This is a genomic window from Lutimaribacter degradans, assembly GCF_023703375.1.
GTDB classification, from domain to species: Bacteria; Pseudomonadota; Alphaproteobacteria; order Rhodobacterales; family Rhodobacteraceae; genus Lutimaribacter; species Lutimaribacter degradans.
This window is the reverse complement of sequence record NZ_JAMQGO010000011.1, coordinates 32,334-48,716: the sequence shown is the minus strand read 5'-3', so window position 1 is coordinate 48,716 and position 16,383 is coordinate 32,334. Positions and strand designations below refer to the sequence as shown.

The 16,383-nt window shown below is 59.5% G+C and carries 18 protein-coding genes; 15 read left to right on the top strand and 3 right to left on the bottom strand.

The window, feature by feature from the left end; genetic code table 11:
* Positions 1-435 precede the first annotated feature (435 nt).
* Positions 436-1,788 (bottom strand): type II and III secretion system protein family protein, encoded by a 1,353-nt coding sequence (locus M8744_RS14505; protein ID WP_251419033.1) that lies wholly within the window; start codon positions 1,786-1,788, stop codon positions 436-438.
* A complete protein-coding gene (locus M8744_RS14500) occupies positions 1,785-2,243 on the bottom strand; it encodes a tetratricopeptide repeat protein (RefSeq protein ID WP_251419031.1) in 459 nt (152 codons plus the stop codon). Before M8744_RS14500 ends, M8744_RS14505 begins: the two co-directional genes overlap by 4 nt.
* Positions 2,244-2,461: 218 nt before the next feature.
* Here M8744_RS14500 and M8744_RS14495 point away from each other — a divergent pair, with 218 nt between their 5' ends.
* The 4 genes from M8744_RS14495 (at position 2,462) to M8744_RS14480 (ending at position 6,333) form a co-directional block, all read left to right on the top strand.
* A complete protein-coding gene (locus M8744_RS14495; protein ID WP_251419029.1) occupies positions 2,462-3,829 on the top strand; it encodes a TadA family conjugal transfer-associated ATPase in 1,368 nt (455 codons plus the stop codon).
* A 217-nt stretch (positions 3,830-4,046) separates the two neighbouring features.
* Positions 4,047-4,238, top strand: coding sequence for a Flp family type IVb pilin (locus tag M8744_RS14490; protein ID WP_251419027.1), 192 nt, complete (start codon positions 4,047-4,049; stop codon positions 4,236-4,238).
* A gap of 171 nt (positions 4,239-4,409) precedes the next feature.
* Positions 4,410-5,411: a type II secretion system F family protein gene (locus tag M8744_RS14485; RefSeq protein WP_251419025.1), complete on the top strand. Its 1,002-nt coding sequence runs from the start codon at positions 4,410-4,412 to the stop codon at positions 5,409-5,411.
* A 175-nt stretch (positions 5,412-5,586) separates the two neighbouring features.
* Positions 5,587-6,333 (top strand): type II secretion system F family protein, encoded by a 747-nt coding sequence (locus tag M8744_RS14480; RefSeq protein WP_251419023.1) that lies wholly within the window; start codon positions 5,587-5,589, stop codon positions 6,331-6,333.
* A 6-nt stretch (positions 6,334-6,339) separates the two neighbouring features.
* Here M8744_RS14480 and M8744_RS14475 read toward each other — a convergent pair whose 3' ends face one another.
* A complete protein-coding gene (locus tag M8744_RS14475; RefSeq protein ID WP_251419021.1) occupies positions 6,340-7,620 on the bottom strand; it encodes a TadE/TadG family type IV pilus assembly protein in 1,281 nt (426 codons plus the stop codon).
* A gap of 244 nt (positions 7,621-7,864) precedes the next feature.
* Here M8744_RS14475 and cpaB point away from each other — a divergent pair, with 244 nt between their 5' ends.
* The 11 genes from cpaB (at position 7,865) to M8744_RS14420 (ending at position 16,330) form a co-directional block, all read left to right on the top strand.
* Entirely contained in the window at positions 7,865-8,638 is a 774-nt protein-coding gene (gene cpaB / locus M8744_RS14470) for a Flp pilus assembly protein CpaB (RefSeq protein ID WP_251419019.1), read from the top strand.
* Positions 8,639-8,694: 56 nt separating this feature from the next.
* Complete coding sequence (locus tag M8744_RS14465) at positions 8,695-9,870, top strand: CpaE/TadZ family protein (protein WP_251419017.1); 1,176 nt, start codon at positions 8,695-8,697, stop codon at positions 9,868-9,870.
* On the top strand, positions 9,861-10,361 hold the full coding sequence (locus tag M8744_RS14460) for a TadE/TadG family type IV pilus assembly protein (protein WP_256474307.1): 501 nt from the start codon (positions 9,861-9,863) through the stop codon (positions 10,359-10,361). The genes M8744_RS14465 and M8744_RS14460 overlap by 10 nt, the downstream gene beginning before the upstream one ends.
* 2 nt (positions 10,362-10,363) lie before the next feature.
* On the top strand, positions 10,364-10,792 hold the full coding sequence (locus M8744_RS14455; protein ID WP_251419013.1) for a TadE/TadG family type IV pilus assembly protein: 429 nt from the start codon (positions 10,364-10,366) through the stop codon (positions 10,790-10,792).
* Positions 10,793-10,942: 150 nt separating this feature from the next.
* Positions 10,943-11,230, top strand: a complete 288-nt coding sequence (locus M8744_RS14450) for an ArsR/SmtB family transcription factor (RefSeq protein WP_251419011.1) — start codon at positions 10,943-10,945, stop codon at positions 11,228-11,230.
* Positions 11,227-12,285 carry a permease gene (locus M8744_RS14445; RefSeq protein ID WP_251419009.1) on the top strand — a complete coding sequence of 353 codons (1,059 nt, stop codon included), beginning with the start codon at positions 11,227-11,229 and terminating at the stop codon, positions 12,283-12,285. Before M8744_RS14450 ends, M8744_RS14445 begins: the two co-directional genes overlap by 4 nt.
* Before the next feature lie 51 nt (positions 12,286-12,336).
* On the top strand, positions 12,337-12,573 hold the full coding sequence (locus tag M8744_RS14440; RefSeq protein ID WP_251419008.1) for a thioredoxin family protein: 237 nt from the start codon (positions 12,337-12,339) through the stop codon (positions 12,571-12,573).
* Positions 12,570-13,481 carry an MBL fold metallo-hydrolase gene (locus M8744_RS14435; RefSeq protein WP_251419006.1) on the top strand — a complete coding sequence of 304 codons (912 nt, stop codon included), beginning with the start codon at positions 12,570-12,572 and terminating at the stop codon, positions 13,479-13,481. Before M8744_RS14440 ends, M8744_RS14435 begins: the two co-directional genes overlap by 4 nt.
* A gap of 205 nt (positions 13,482-13,686) precedes the next feature.
* Positions 13,687-14,004 (top strand): ArsR/SmtB family transcription factor, encoded by a 318-nt coding sequence (locus M8744_RS14430; RefSeq protein ID WP_251419004.1) that lies wholly within the window; start codon positions 13,687-13,689, stop codon positions 14,002-14,004.
* 55 nt (positions 14,005-14,059) lie between these two features.
* A complete protein-coding gene (locus M8744_RS14425) occupies positions 14,060-15,112 on the top strand; it encodes a permease (RefSeq protein WP_251419002.1) in 1,053 nt (350 codons plus the stop codon).
* A 57-nt stretch (positions 15,113-15,169) separates the two neighbouring features.
* Positions 15,170-16,330: an MFS transporter gene (locus M8744_RS14420; RefSeq protein WP_251419000.1), complete on the top strand. Its 1,161-nt coding sequence runs from the start codon at positions 15,170-15,172 to the stop codon at positions 16,328-16,330.
* Positions 16,331-16,383: the final 53 nt, after the last annotated feature.

Here is a 16,383-nt window from a genome sequence, read left to right as displayed (position 1 = left end):
ACGCATTGAACTTTGAGCACTGTTGCAGCTCTCCGCTTCAAGCGGAAAGGCACAAGTCGACGCGAAAAGCGACATCATGTGCTCACGAAGTTTTAACGAGTTCCCAGATAGTTGGATAAGTATCCGTCCCTCGACCTTCTGTTGGAGAGCGTCTTGAAGCATTTTGCATCCACTCGCCAGCTGGTTCGGAAAACCGGGACCAAGATACCCGTGGCCGCCAGAGTTTCGAGGAAGCGACACATTCCAATAAAACAATCTATAGATGAATCGCAGGGCCGGAGATTGAAACCATGGATAATTTGGTAGTTGTGGGCCTTATGTCGGCTGCCGCGGCCGCTGCCTATGGCGCCGCCGGGGATGAGATTGTAGCCTTGTTCGAAACGATATCTCAGGCGATAGCCTCGGTACGGATTGCCGCGATATGACCAAATAAGATCACCGCTGGGGCAGGATGTGTCCAAAGGGGCCATCGACCCCGAAGCCCATGCGGAATCTCTGAATCATGTCATCCGAGGCTTCGACCGTCCCGAGCAGGAAAAGGTCAGCCTCGTTCGTTTGGCCGGATTGTGCTGTCGGGTCGCCCTTGATTGCTTGGGGGGAATGCTTGTTGACCAGATAGGGCGTCACGACAACCACCAACTCTGTCTGATTGTTCTGGTAGGATGCCGACCGGAACAGGGCGCCCAGGATCGGAATATTTCCAAGGCCGGGGAATTGGCGAACAGATCGCACACTGTCGGACTGCAAGAGGCCTGCGATCGCGAAACTGTTCCCGCTTTGAAGTTCGACGGTTGTCGTGACCTTCCGGGTCAGGAACGCCGGGTTGCTGTCTACCCTGCGGTTCCAATCCACCTCGCTCACTTCGGGCGATATTTCCAGACGTAGCCTGTTATCCTCGAGAATTTGAGGGGTGAAGTCGAGCTTTACGCCGAATTCGCGGAACTCGGCAGTGGCCACCCCGGTCGAAGCGCCGGTTTCGGCATCCGTGCTGAAAACGGTAATCGGCACCTCGCCACCTACCACGAAGCTCGCGGTTGCGCCGTTCACCGAAACGAGTGTCGGATTTGCGAGCCGCCGCGCAAGCCCCTTGGATTCGAGCGCCTGGATCAAGTAGTCGATGCTTTGGCCCGATATGGTGGTATTCCCCTGGATAATGCCAAAGGGCGCACCGTTCGGGCTGTCAGCCGACGGCGGGTCGCGGAACAGGTTGATGTTCAGATCCTTGCCACCGCTTCGGCTCAGCTCAAGGATATTGACTTTCAGCATGATCTGCCGGGGTTGAGAGACTTTAAGCGCATCAACCACCTCGCCCGAGCTGTAGGCCGAGGCAATTTCGATCATCCGGGTTCTTTGCGCCTCGTCGGGCACCGTGCCGGATACCAGAACGCGACCGTTCACATTACGCACCGACACCGCATTCCCCGAGAAAAGTTCGTCAAATACTGCCTCGAGCTGGCCGAAATTCTCGGTAACGAGAACTGAAAGCATGGTGGCGCGCGTCCCGTCTTTCTCGCGCAGGATGATCTGTGTTGAACCTGCGGCCCGCGTTTGCAAGGTGATGCTGCGGTTGGACAGTGGCACGGCATTGGCGATAGCCTCGGCCCCGACGATAACATCGCCAATATCGAAATCCACGTCGATGACCTGCGTGTCTCCGAGCGACAAGTTCAATTCCCGCCTTTCCTGCGCGGTAGCCGCAGAGGATGTGACCACAAGGGCAAGCGCGGCAAGAGCGGTACACAGGACCACGAAAAGCTGTAGGCGTATGACCGATGCAACCCGTTTCATCGTGTTGGCACCACGCTTGTCAGCATCTTCAGGTTATTGGCGACCGTCGCATTGTCAGGGTCCAGCCGTTTCGCTTCGCGCAAATAGACCAGCGCCTTATCCAGCTTGCCCTGCAACATCATGGAGTAGCCCATATTATTCAGAAAATCAGCGCGCTTTGCATGGCTATCGGCAAGTTTGTCATAGGCCTTCGATGCAGCGCCGAACTGGCCCGTCATGTCCGAGGCGATTGCAAATGTCATGATTGCCCGCGCATCCGTGCCGGAGAGAGGGCGGACTTTCTTGATGGTTGAAAGTGCCTCGGAAAAACGCATCTGTGACAGTAGGGTGATGCTTTGGCTGACAACCTCTGCCTGGGTCTGCTGCGTTGCCTGACGGGATATATCGGTGACACAGCCCGATAGCGAAAGCACGACGCCAACCAGGACCATCAACTTCGTCAGAAATCCGGGCAAGGGTCGCAATCCATATCCATTCATCTGGCCTTTTCGAAACCTTATGGGACAGCGTGTTTACTTACAAGTTGGTGCAAGCACCATACCGGTTATTGTGCTATATGCCACACGCAAGCAGCCGTTGATGCCTTGCTTGATCGGCGCTAAACAGCCTGGCAGCCCAGATGCCCCCGTCCATGGTGGTCCGGGCCTGGAAAATGGTTGGAGGGGAACAAGTCATGTTCGGGCGAAAGGATACACAACCACAACTTGGCGAAAACGAGCCGGGAACGCTTGTGGAAGATCCTTTCTCGCAAGACACGGACAGTGTCTTTGAAAAGGCGAAGGACCGGACCCTGCGCAAGGTGATCGCCACGATTGATGCCCCGGCGCTGTTACGGATGAGCCTAAAGGACAGCGCCGCAGAATTGTCCAAGCAGGTCCGGCAGATCCTTGCGGACGAACGCATGCACATTTCCGGCAGCGAAGAAGCCCGCATGATCGAAGAGATCAATGACCAGATACTGGGCTTTGGCCCGCTAGAGCGGTTCCTGGTCCGTGACGATATTTCGGACATCATGGTGAACGGGGCCGAAGACATCTTTATCGAGGTTGATGGCCGCATCGAGCGTTCTGACATCACCTTCCGCGACAACGAACAGCTTTTGAACGTCTGCCAGCGCATAGTCAGCCTGGTCGGGCGCCGCGTGGATCAAAGCAGCCCGATTTGCGATGCACGCCTGAAGGATGGTTCGCGCGTGAACGTGATCATACCGCCGCTTGCGGTGGATGCGCCTTCGTTGACCATTCGGCGCTTTCGGAAGCAGAAATTTACGCTTGATGACTTTTCCCGCATCGGCACGATCTCGCCTGCGGGGGCTGAAGTTCTTCGGATACTCTCACGCAGCCGATGCAATTTGCTTGTTGTGGGGGGGACGGGGTCTGGCAAAACGACCTTGCTGAACGTGATCGCCAACCAGATCGAGGATGACGAACGCATCGTGTCCTGCGAGGATACCGCCGAGCTGCAATTGGGTCACAGCAACCTCGTTCGCCTTGAAACGCGCCCGCCGAACATCGAAGGCGAAGGCGAGGTCAAGATGCGCGACCTGGTTAAGAACTGCCTGCGGATGCGGCCAGACAGGATCATCGTAGGCGAGGTGCGTGGACCTGAAGCGTTCGACCTGCTTCAGGCGATGAACACCGGCCATGACGGCTCGATGGGGACGCTGCATGCCAATTCGGCCCAAGAGGCCCTGTCGCGCCTCGAAGCCATGATCACGATGGGCTATGAGGGGCTGAACCGCCGGACCATTCGCGAGATGATCGGCACGGCCGTCGATGTGGTCGTGCACGTTTCACGCCTTCGCGACGGGTCGCGCAAGATAATGGCGATTTCCGAGTTGGTATACCAAACGGGCGAAGAAATCGAATTGATCGACCTGTTCCGCTTCGAGGTGGAAAAAGGCGCCGAAACCGGCGAAGTCGTCGGAACTTTCAAAAGCGCCAAGGCCGCCACGCAGCGCAAGCCCGAGTTCTGGCAAAAACTCATCTTTTTCGAAGAGCAGGATAATTTCCTGGCCGCCCTGAAGGAAGCCCAAACCTAAGGGCATGTGGCCTGACCCGGCCCGCGAAACCGGGGAGTGCAGAAAAATCAGGACATTGCAAAGGGGAAAGCAAAGCTAAACCCATGCGCTGACAGTCAAATTTTTTGGCGCGGAAAGTAATGCCGCAGAGATTGATTCAAATCAAGGCAGATGGTTGTTAAAATCTTTATAAATCTTACATCACCCACTGAAACGCATATCAGTATCGGAGAAAGACATGCTTAAGATTTTGAAAACACAGTTCGACAAATTCATCCGGGACACGTCCGGCGCAACCGCCATCGAATATGGCCTGATCGCGGCACTTGTCGCTGTTGCGATCATTGCCGCACTTACAGCTCTTGGCACCGACCTTACTGAACTGTTCGGCGGCATCAGCACGGAACTTGAGAGTGCAACACCTGAATAACTCACTCTGACGGCGTAAGGCGCTCAACGTATTGCCGAGACCTCGAAGCCGTCTTGATGATGAAACAGTCATCTAACTCGACATCACCAAAAGCCCCCGACGCGCCACAGACTGCGCCGGGGGTTTAAAGCCACGTCCAGTTTGGTCGGGAACACCAGCAAAGGGACATTGATGTTGGATGTTATCCTCGAGTCAGTCTCTTCCCACCCCCTGATCGTTCCGTTCATTGTTGCGGTCATCCTGAGTGCGATACTTTGGTGGCTGTTCCCGCGGCTCGCCGTCAAAAGAGCGATGCATCGCAGGATCGGCACCCTTCCAAAACAGATCACCCACCCCGACCTTGGTGCCCTTGGCAACCAAGATGGCGCATTTGGCGGCAGCTTTGGGTCTGCCGAGCGAACCAGGAAGGCGCTGCGCGCCGCGCCGCGCCTATTCGCAATTCGCAACCTGATGGAAGACAGCGGCCTGCATTGGACGCGGGCGGGTATCTTGCTTCGGCTTGTTCCCCTCACGGTAGTTGCGACAGTTTTATCGGTGCTTTGGGGCATGTCGTTCGGCCTGGCCTTGTTGGTAGGGTTTGTCCTCGCCACCGTGCTGTTGTTTCTTTACGCCAAGCGCAAACAGGCGAAACGCCTTGCCGCTTTCGAGGCTGAATTCGCCAGTGTTCTCGACATCGTGATAAGGGGCCTGAGATCGGGCCTGCCCTTGCAGCGATGCTTTGACGCTGTTGCCGCCAGTGCATCGGAACCGACGCAATCGGAATTTCGCAGGCTGGTGGAGGCCAACGTGTTGGGCACCCCCTTGCCGATGGCGGTTGAACAACTTGCCGAGCGCGTCCCGCTGACCGAAGTTCGGCTTTTCGCCCTTATCATCACGATACAGCAACAGACAGGTGGCAGCCTTGTGGAATCTCTTTCCAATCTGGCAATCACCCTGCGCGGACGCTGGGAGCTGTCGCAAAAGGTCCGGACAAGCAGCCAGGAAGCGCGTGCATCGGGGATGATCGTGGGCGCAATGCCGTTCGTTGTTGCCGGTGGCCTTTATCTCGTAAACCCGGGCTATCTGCGTCCTCTTGTCGAAACGGGCGTGGGCCTGACCGTTCTTGTCGTGTCCGGCCTGTGGATGCTGTTGGGCATCTTTATCATGTGGCGTATGGTGAACTTCGATGTCTGACTGGTTAAATCTGATCGCATCGTTTCCCCCAACGATATGGGCTGGCATCGCGGTATCGGCCCTTGCATTCGTTGCGGCGCTGACGCTCCGGGAAAGTCCGATACAGCAACGAATAAACCGGCTTGCCCAACGCCAAGAGCTTTCAGCACGGCGAGAACCCCTGCGCGACCGCTTCATGCGGTTGGCCAGTTCGCTGGTGCCAACCTTGGGGCTCCGCGCATCGGTTGCTGACCCGGATCTCAAACTGCGTATGCGCATGGCCGGTTTCGATACCAATGCGGCCGTGGAGATATTCGTGGTCAGCCGGTTGCTGTTGCCAATAATTCTTTTCGTGGTGGTCTGGCTTTATGGCCGCTTGATAATTGGTGACGGCAACGGGGCCATCATCCTGCTGGTGGCCTCTATCGCGGGAATCGCCGGGTACCTGCTGCCTTTCCTTTATCTCAAGAACCGGATCGAAAAGCGCCGCAAGGCCATACAACGCGCGTGGCCAGACGCGCTGGACCTGCTTGTGCTGACCGTCGAGGCCGGTCTGCCGCTGGACGCCGCGCTATCGCGCGTGGCCTCTGAAATCGGAAAGGCGGCGCCTATTCTTGCACATGAACTGAAGATCACGATTGCCGAGATGCTTATCTTGCCAGTTCGGCGCGAAGCGTATGAGAACTTTGCAAGCCGTACTGACCTTGTCATGATCCGCAGGGTCATTGATGCGCTGATCCAGGTCGAAGAATATGGCGGCGAGATTTCTTCAACGTTGCGGGTTCAGGCGCGCGAGACGCGGCAACTTCGGATTTCTGCCGCCGAACAGCGCGCCGCCGCACTGCCGCCGCTTCTTACGGTTCCTATGGTGGTGTTCCTGATGCCAAGCCTGTTCGCGATCATCCTCGCGCCCAGCCTGATCTCGGTATTTGGTGGAGAGTGATCCATGTCACTCAACCAGCATTACGTCTCCGGCGCCGCCGCCCCCGCCGGGTGTTCCACCACCAGGGGTAAAGGACGACCCTTCGCAATCCATCGTCACGCTGGCCCCGTTTTCAAGAAGCAGCCGGTCAGATACGACCTGGAAGCAGCCGCGATTATCACTACGGCGCTCGAAATTCACGGTGGCATCAGGGGCGTAGACGACCCCGGTCAGGTCATCGTCTTCGAAGTAGAAATTCTGGTTGATGAGCCCGAAAAGCCGACCCGTTCCGAAAATCAGGACATCGGCCCACGGCCCACTTTGCGATGGTGTCAACGTGCCGTCGAAATCATCGCGGAAATCGGGCGCACCGAAGTCGCGGAAAAAGAAGGTGGCCCCACCGGGCGTGCTGACCTGGGCCCCGAAGCGCGAGGCCTCCATCACGCCGCCTTCGATGATGTAGAGCCCAGGGTCAAAGATAACGGTTCCAGACAATTCAAGTCCGTTGCAGAACCGCATGACCCGCTCGCCACTGGGGTGCGGCTCCGTCGGGGTAAGCCGGGTCACGCCATTCCGGGTTCCCACGTCGCGGGGTTGGCAGGTGCCAACGGCGGCCGGCTCGGGCAACGAAACGAAAGGGTCGGGGTAGTCGACGCCGGTTTCAGTCTCTTCCGCGGCGCATTGCGCAAGGTTGAGCGTACCGTTGATCCGGGCCCCGCCTGCCACTTGCAGGCAACCGGCCGTCAACGTGGTGCCACCGACCATCGAAAAGGCACGACGGTCTGTAGAGTTGACGCGAACATCGCAAAAATCGGGCAACGTCAGGCTGGACTGCGCCCCCAGTTCGAAGGCCTCGGAAGAGAACCAGCCGTTGTTGAGGCTTTGCATGCAGGTCGCCCGAAGAGGCGGGCCGGCCTCGCCGAACTGCGCGGTGGCCTGCGCCCTGATGACAACATCCTCGTCAAGAAAGATCGCCGAGAACATTCGCCCCTGGTTGCGCGTCACCGTCACCGACAGCCGGTCGGTATCGGGCAGCGTCATGACAACATCGCCAAGGACTGCGTCAAAGCCGGCCTGATCGGCGACCGCATTGGCGGTTGCCAGAGCCTGCGCCTCTGTCGCGCCACTGGAATACCGAATTGCGGCCGAATAGGCGGCAGTGTCCGCGATGTGCTGAAGCTTGGCCCGGTGCATCAACCACAACCCGGTTTCGACACCAAGCACGATGGCGCCGATTATGACCGGCAGAAGCAAGGCAAAGATAACCGCGACAACGCCGTCCTGGTCCTTGATGAATCTACTTACCATATTCATTTGAATGACTTACAATCGGTTCGTAGGGGCAACGAACTCAAGGGACAGACCACGGTATCGGCATGGCGTAAGGGGCTTTCGCACTGTATCGCGATGATGCCCATAGGGTCATTCAAACATCAAGTCCCTTTCCTGACGACACACGGGGCGATTCACGGGGCAATTTTGGATGATTAGGTTTCTGCTTATCGTGATCGGCCTGACGACCGCCATATGGGTGGGCTTGTCCATTTGGCAAATGGATGAAGAGGTTTCGCCCGTACTCCCCGAAGAAGAGGCGCCAGGCCTTGTCGTGCCGCCGGAACCAGAGCTTGAACCGGAGCCTGAGCCAACGCCCCAACCCGAGCCTGAACCCGAGGTCGCAAGGGTGCGCATATTGACTGCCGCGCGCGACATTGCTGCCGATACACCGCTTCAGCCTGATGATTTCGAGTGGACAGAAATCACGGAGGATGCGCTCGCACCGGGCATGATCCGCGAGGATATTCAACCCGATGCGATCACAGATAGCGCCGGGTTTGTTTCGGCGGTCCCTATCGCCGCCGGAGATCCGCTGACATGGTCCGCCCTGCGTGACCCCGCACCTGAGACCGATCTTTCCCTTGCCCTGTCTGAGGGAAACAGCGCCATGGCCATCGCCGTGAACGCCGAAACCGCGGCCGGCGGCCTGATCCGCCCGGGCGACCGGGTGGATGTCATCTTTTTGGGTGCGTCCGGCGTCGACGGCGTAACAGAAGCTCCCCGATTTCTGGCCAAGGGCGTGAAAGTTCTGGCCGTTGACCAGAGTACGACAAAGATCGGCAACCAGAATCCCGCCAACATCAGGATTCTGACCTTGGAGCTGGGCCGCGACGACGTGATATCGGTCGGCCAGGCCTCGGCCACGGGACGGGTGGCCGTAGCTTTGCGCGCGCGCGGCGATGCTGCGTCGCCCGCCGTCGTCGAGGATCGTTCCCGAACAATCCGGGTCATCCGTCAAGATGGAATTGAACTGGTGGAGCCCGGCAATTGACTTCTCAAGAAACAAAGGCCCTTGCCGAGACGCAGCTTCCGTCGATCAGGATCGATGTGATCGCCAGCGATTCAGGAACGATCGACACGCTTGAAACCCTGCGGCGCGATCGGGTGGCCGCACGGCAAAAATGGACTTTCGTGAAGGGCGGGCTGCCAGAGGCAGTGAACCGCTACAAGTCCCATCCCTCACCCGACCTGATCATTTTCCAAAGCGATGACGACCGCGAGAATTTGCAGCAGCATGTCGCGGCCCTGGCGCAGGTCAGTGACAACCAGACCCGGGCCATCGTGATCGGCCGGGAGAACGACGTCGGGCTTTTCCGAATGCTTCAGCAATCCGGAGTCAGCGATTACCTGACGCGTCCGCTGGATGCGGGCCTGGTAGCTGATGCGATCCGGGCGAATTTCAGCGACCTGGAGCACCAGCGTAAGGCGCGGATCAGCGCGTTCATCGGCCTCTCGGGCGGTTGCGGCTCCTCTAGCATGGCCCAGAATGTCGCCGTCGCGCTTGGCGAGAAGAGCACAAAAACCGTGATGCTCGCGGATTGTGATCTACAAGGTGGAACCGTAAAGCTGAATTTCGATCATCAAGGCACCGCCGGAATCAACGAACTGATCCGGCGGGCGGATCGGGCGGATCATGTCGATGCGACCCTGATTGAGCGGCTTGCCTTCCGCCGCAGCGATACCTTGCATCTTCTGACCTGTGAGCCGCACCTAGAGTTTGACCGCGATCTGCCCGAAGCGGTGGTTGATCATCTGTTGGGGCTAGCCATGCATTCTCACTATCACCTTGTTCTGGATCTGCCGCGCCATCTTTCTCCGCAGATCAGAAATATCCTGCGACTGGCCGATGACGTTGTCCTGACCGTACCGCCTGACCTTGTGGGCCTGCGGAATTTTCGGCTGGCGCTTGAACACCTTTCGGACATCCGGGGGAAAAATCACCCACCACTGCTCATCCTCAACGAAAAAGGCATGAAGGGGCGTGCCGAGGTGCCCGTTTCCGAGTTTGTCAAAGCGGTCGGCGAAACCCGTTTCTTTTCTCTTCCGTTCGACCCCCGCGGCTTCAGCGACGCCATCACAAAGGGCAGCCCGCTATTCGAGACCAGCAAGAAAGCCGTGTATCGGCGCGTTTTCAATGGGATCGCTCAGCAGCTTGGCGGCGGGGTCGCGATGCCAGAGCCGCTTGGAGCTCGTTTGTGGCGGACTCTCAAAAAATGGTGGTAAGGCATAACATCCGGCGCGCTTGCCGCCTGACCACACCTGTGCGGCGACGCTTTATCCGCAGGGAAAGCGGTGCAGCCGCAGTCGAATTCGCGTTGATTGCGCCGATCCTTCTCATGATCCTTCTGTCCATGCTAGATGGCTCGTTTGCCCTGCAGAAAAAGTTCAAGCTTGACCATATCCTGCGCGCGGCGAGCGAGGCGGCCAAGGACGACCCCGGTTCTGCCGAGATACTTGCCGTCATGGAAGAACTCGCTTTGGCCGATGACTCTCTGCAAGACATCGAAATCGCCACGCCGCAGCGCTATTGCCTGTGCGCCGCGGCGCCCGCGGTGGCGCCCAACGCCGGGCAAGATTGCAACACGACCTGTCCGGACGGTTCCACGCTCGGTGTGGCCTATGCCTTGTCGGCGCAGCTTCCCTATAGCGGGTTTGCAACGCCCGGCGTGCAACTGTTCACGCTCACAAGCTCCCTTACGATTCAGGTGAAATGATCATGGCGCGCAGCACCCGGGCAATTGTCAGGATCTGGCGGTTCCTGAAAAAGGACCAAGGGGTAACGGCCGTCGAGTTTGCCCTTGTCGCACTTCCGTTCTTCCTGATCTTGCTTGGAACCTTCGAGGTCGGGCGCGCCCTTCACTTTCGTGCCACGCTTGACGACCTGGCCGATCGGACCATCCGCCAGATCTACATATCCGAGTTCGATCCGACCACGGACGAAGCCAGCCTAGAAGCACAGATGACCCATTATGCGCGCTCCATCATGACCAGGGGCGACCCTTCCTTGTTGAACGTCGATGTCTCACCCGGCGCTGGAGCCCGGTCGCGGACAATGACGCTGAACTACAACTTTCGCTTCACCGTCAATGTGACCGGAGATGCCGACTTGATGTTGCACACAACGCGGGCCTTCGCCGGGTCGTAACATGGCTGAGGCACTTGGTGATCTGGCCATGAAATGACTGTACAAGGCCGAACCGTTCTGACGGCCAATTTCAAGATGCTGCCTCAATCAACAAGGCTCCTTTGATATAAATCAAAGCGCATATGCGTTTGGCCGCATATGAAAAGACGCATGCAAGAGATCTTGACCGCCATATGCGACCCCACCCGCCGCGCTGCGCTCGCCATTCTATGGGATGGGGGCGAGCACTGCGTTTGTGAATTGATGGCCCGGCTCGATGCCAGCCAGAGCCGAATGTCACGGCACATGAAAATCCTCGCGCAAGCCGGACTCGTCACTGGCCGGCGCGATGCGCAATGGGTGCGCTACAAGCGCAACATCGAACTCGCGCCCGAACTTGCCGCGGTGATCGACGCCGTTCTGATGGCGGAACACAGTTTAGAAAAGGAAATCGCATGACCGCCGAAACACATGAAAATGCCACGCCACGCGGCTTGCCGGACTGGGTGTGGTATGCGGGCCTGCCGCTGGCCGCCATCATCTGGTGGGCGCTTTACAGCCAACTGATCCCGTTTTCGGAATGGGTCACTGCCCTGTTTCCGGTTGACCGCAACAGCCATACCGGCGAAGCGATCGCCTTTTTCGTGTACGATGTGCCGAAGGTGCTGTTGTTGTTGACGGGCATCGTTTTTGTCACCGGCGTGCTGCGCAGTTGGTTCAGCCCGGAAAAGACCCGCGTGATCCTTGCAGGCAAGCGCCAGATCTGGGGCTACCCGCTGGGCGCAATGTTGGGCGTGTTCACACCGTTCTGCTCCTGCTCTTCGGTACCGCTATTCATCGGGTTCGTATCCGCCGGCATTCCCTTGGGCGTTACCTTTTCCTTCCTGATCGCGGGACCAATGGTGGGGCCTGTGGGGCTTGGGCTGCTCTATGGGCTTGTCGGGTGGAAGATCGCCACGATCTACCTGGTTTTCGGCTTCACCATCGCCACCGTGGCCGGCCTTGTGCTGGGCCGGATGGGTTTGGAGCGATACTTGCAAGACTGGGTGCGCGAGCTGAACACCGGCCCCGTGGGCGATCTGCCCGAGGAGCGGCTGACACTGGCAGATCGGCTGAAGATCGGCGCCCTTCAGGTGCGCGAAATCGTCGGCAAGGTCTGGATCTGGGTGCTGGTCGGCATCGGTATCGGTGCGGCGATCCACGGCTATGTTCCCGAAGAAATGATGCTGCGCATCATGGGCGGCGAGGCATGGTGGTCGGTCCCGGCCGCCGTCGTGGTGGGCGTGCCGATGTACACGAACGCGGCGGGTGTCATCCCCATCGTCGAGGCGCTGCTGGGCAAGGGCGCGGCACTGGGCACCACCCTGGCCTTCATGATGAGCGTCATCGCGCTCAGCCTGCCCGAGATGATCATATTAAAGCAGGTTCTGACCTATCGCCTGATCGCAATTTTCATCGCGGTCGTTTCGGCGGGGATTCTCGCCACCGGGTTCCTGTTCAACGTCATCATGTGAACAGCACGCGATCATCTGCCAATCCAAACAAACCACTGAAAGGGAAAATCCATGAAAACCGTCAAGGTCTACGGCCCCGGCTGCAAACGCTGCGAAACGGCCGAACAAATGGTCAAGGACGCGGCCCAGAAGCTGGGCTTGCAAGTAGAGGTCGAAAAAATCACCGATCAGAAATCCATCGCCATGGCAGGAGTCATGTCGACGCCGGGCATAGCGGTCGACGGGAAACTGGTGCATACGGGCGGCCTGCCCGATGCGGCCAAGCTGGAGGGGTGGCTCAGCGCATGATCCGTACCCTCATCACCGCAGCCGCCCTTGCTGCCCCGACCGCCGCCCTTGCCGACGTGCTTGAAATTCAACCCGTCGCCGAAGATGTCTGGGCCATCGTGGGCCAGACCGAGCAGCGCAGCCCCGAGAACCTTGCCAATAACGCGACCTTCGGACTGGTCGTGACCGAAGATGGTGCCCTGCTGATTGATCCAGGCGGTTCTTTCAAGGGCGCTGAAATACTGCACGGTGCCATTCGCACCGTCACGGATGAGCCCGTTAAATACGTCATCAATACCGGCGGGCAGGATCACCGCTGGCTTGGCAACGGGTACTGGCAGGCGCAGGATGCAACAGTGATCGCGTCCGAGGCCGCGAACGACGATCATCATGCCCGCGCCGAGGATCACATGATCGCGCTTTCGCAGTTTCTGGGTGACGGGCTGGACGGAACGGAACCTGCCTATGCCGATATCACCTTCACGTCCGATTACACCCTAGATTTCGGAGGGTTCAGTTTCGAAATCATGCATCGTGGCCCGGCGCACACCCAGGGCGACAGTTTTGTCTGGCTGGATGAGCGCGACGTGATGTTCACCGGCGACATCGTGTATGTCGACCGCCTGCTGGGCAACGGGCCGGCGCGTGATACCGATAGCTGGATCGCGGTATTCGACGAGATGGCGGCGTTTGATCCCGCCCACATCGTGCCCGGCCACGGCCGCGCGACCGATCTGGCTACGGCACGGCGTGACACCTACGACTATCTCGCGAACCTGCGCACCCAGATCGGCGCGCTGATCGACGAGGGCGGCGGCATCATCGACGCGCCAAGCATAGACCAGTCGGCCTGGGACTATCTGGAACAGTTCGACAGTCTTGCGGGCCGAAACGCGCAAGCCACTTTCGAAGAAATGGAATGGGAGTAACGCCGGATTGCAGCGACACCGCACCGCCACGGCCTTGGGGCGCAAGATGGCCGCGCGGTGTTGCACTATTTCGTCCAAGGGTCCAGGCAGGTTCCGGGCATCCCGCTCAGCGCCTCGATGTCACACGGCAGACCCGGAACACTTTCTTTCCTTGGCTGCATAAATGAATCATTTACAAAACTAGTTTTTTAGTTATTTTTACCCCATGACTACGACCAGCCCCAACGCCCGCGCCCTTGCCGCTCTCGGCCACGATGCCCGCCTGTCGATATTTCGCCTGCTGGTAAGGGCCGGGGATGATGGACTTCGGGTCAGCGATATCGGCGGGCATTTGGGGCTTGCCCCCTCTACGCTGGCACATCACTTGTCTGCGCTGGTAGACGCCGGGCTGGTGCTGCAAGAGAAACAGGGCCGCGAGGTATTCAACCGGGTCGATTTTCCCGAAATGCATCGCCTGGTCAGCTTTCTGACATCAGAATGTTGCGCTGGTGTTTCGATCCAGTCGCCAGAGGATGCTGCATGATGCCCACGTGCACTTTTCATTTCCCAAAAACAACCACATTTCCAGAGGTTTGGTCATGACTGAAACAACGCTTCCAACGACGGGCCTTCGGTCCAGCTTGCGCCACATCTGGCGGGATCAGCGCGTTTGGCTGACCTCTGCGGTGATCCTTGTCACGCTTGCGGTGTTCGACATGCCCCAGGCTATCGACAGTGCCGTTTTTTCAGCCAATGCGCTGCTGCAAACGGCCCCGTTCTTGATCCTTTCCATCGCGATTGCCGCCTGGGCCGGGGCGACAGGGGCCGACAACCTGATCGCCCGTGCGTTCACCGGTGCGCCTCTCCTGATGATCGGGCTGGGTGCGCTGGCGGGCGGCATCTCTCCGTTCTGCTCTTGCGGGGTGATCCCGCTAATCGCGGCGCTTCTGGCGATGGGTGTGCCGCTGTCCGCCGTCATGGCCTTCTGGCTGGCCTCGCCAATCATGGACCCGTCGATGTTCGTGCTGACGGCGGGTGTTCTTGACCTGGAATTCGCAATCGCCAAGACGTTGGCCGCCATCGGGCTGGGCGCGTTCGGCGGGATGGTGGTGCACCTGATGATGAAGGGCGGCGCCTTCGCCGACCCGCTGCGCGAAGGTATTGGCAATGGCGGCTGCGGGGGTGCCAAGGTCCGCGCGCCCAAGCCCGTTGCCTGGCGCTTTTGGGCCGAGGCCGAACGCCGCGCGAAATTCGGAAAAACGGCCCTGAGCACGACTCTGTTCCTGGCCAAATGGCTAACGCTGGCCTTTATCCTCGAAAGCCTGATGCTGGCCTGGATCCCGGCGGAAACCGTGACCGCGGCGCTGGGGGGCGAAGGGCTGATGCCCATCGTGACCGCAACGCTGGTCGGCGTGCCTGCCTATCTGAACGGCTATGCAGCGCTGCCGCTGGTGGGCGGGCTGATCGAACAAGGCATGGCGCCGGGGGCGGGCTTGGCCTTTCTGGTGGCGGGCGGTGTCACGTCCATCCCGGCGGCGATGGCTGTCTGGGCGCTGGCCAGGCCCCAGGTTTTCGCACTCTATATCGGGCTATCATTGACAGGCGCTTTCGCATCGGGGCTGTTGTTCCAGCTCTGGTCTTCGGTTTTATGAGCCATCGCGGCGGGGCTTTGTCGCCTCGCCGCATTCTTTTCGGGTCGAAACATCATCATGCTTCCAAGACTATCCCCGGCGCGGCGCGGGCTGATCGTGACCGCCCTTGGCTCTTCCCTGACGGTCAGTTGGGCCTCCAGCTACTATATTCCTGCGGTTCTGGCCGTACCCATGGCCGAAGATCTCGGCCTGTCGCCGGTCTGGGTTTTCGGCGCTTTTTCCATGGCGATGGTGGTCTCGGCAATGGTCGGGCCATGGGCCGGGGCAAGGATCGATGGCGCAGGTGGGCGCGGCGTGCTGATGCTCTCAAACCTCATTTTCGCGTCGGGTCTTGCGCTGCTTGCAATGGCCCAGTCACCGCTGGCCCTGTTCGCGGGATGGGCAATCATCGGCCTGGGTATGGGAATCGGGCTTTACGAGGCGGGGTTCGCCACGCTGGCGGGGATTTATGGCAAAGACGCGCGCGGCCCGATCACCGGCATCACCCTGATCGCAGGATTTGCCAGCACCGTGGGCTGGCCGCTTTCGGGCCTGATGCTGGCCACCTGGGGCTGGCGCGAGGCGTGTATCGGCTGGGCGCTGATCCACCTGTTCGTGGCACTGCCGCTGAACGCGTGGCTGCCAAAAGGGACCGAAACACAGGTCAGGCAAAGCGCGCCGGTTGAAGATGGCCCGCCACCATCGCGCATGGCGCTTGGGCTGCTGGCCTTCGTTTTCGCGGCAACCTGGTTCAACTCGACGGCCATGGCAGCCCATCTGCCGGGGCTGCTGCAGGCTGCTGGCGCCAGCACCGCCGTCGCCATCGCCGCCGGCGCCCTGATCGGCCCGGCACAGGTCGCCGCTCGGGTGTTGGAGTTTGGGCTGCTGCGCCGGTTTCACCCGTTGATTTCAACACGCGCGGCCGCGGCAGCGCATCCCATGGCCGCCGTGGCGCTGGTGACGTTCGGGGGGCCGGCGGCTTATGCATTCGCCCTCTTGCACGGGGCCGGAAACGGCATTCTGACCATCGCCAAGGGCACCCTGCCCCTGGCGCTATTCGGCGCCGCAGGGTACGGTCGGCGCATAGGGTGGCTCAATGCGCCGGCACGTATCCTTCAGGCGGCGGCGCCCCTTATATTCGGCGCGGCGCTTACGGCCTGGGGGCTGTCGGCTATCTGGCTGACGGCCGGTATCGGGCTGGCCTCGCTGGGTGCGCTGATGATGCTAAAACGGAGTTGAGGCGTAACACGCCCACGTCACCGATGCGCAAGCAAAAGCACACCATGAACCAC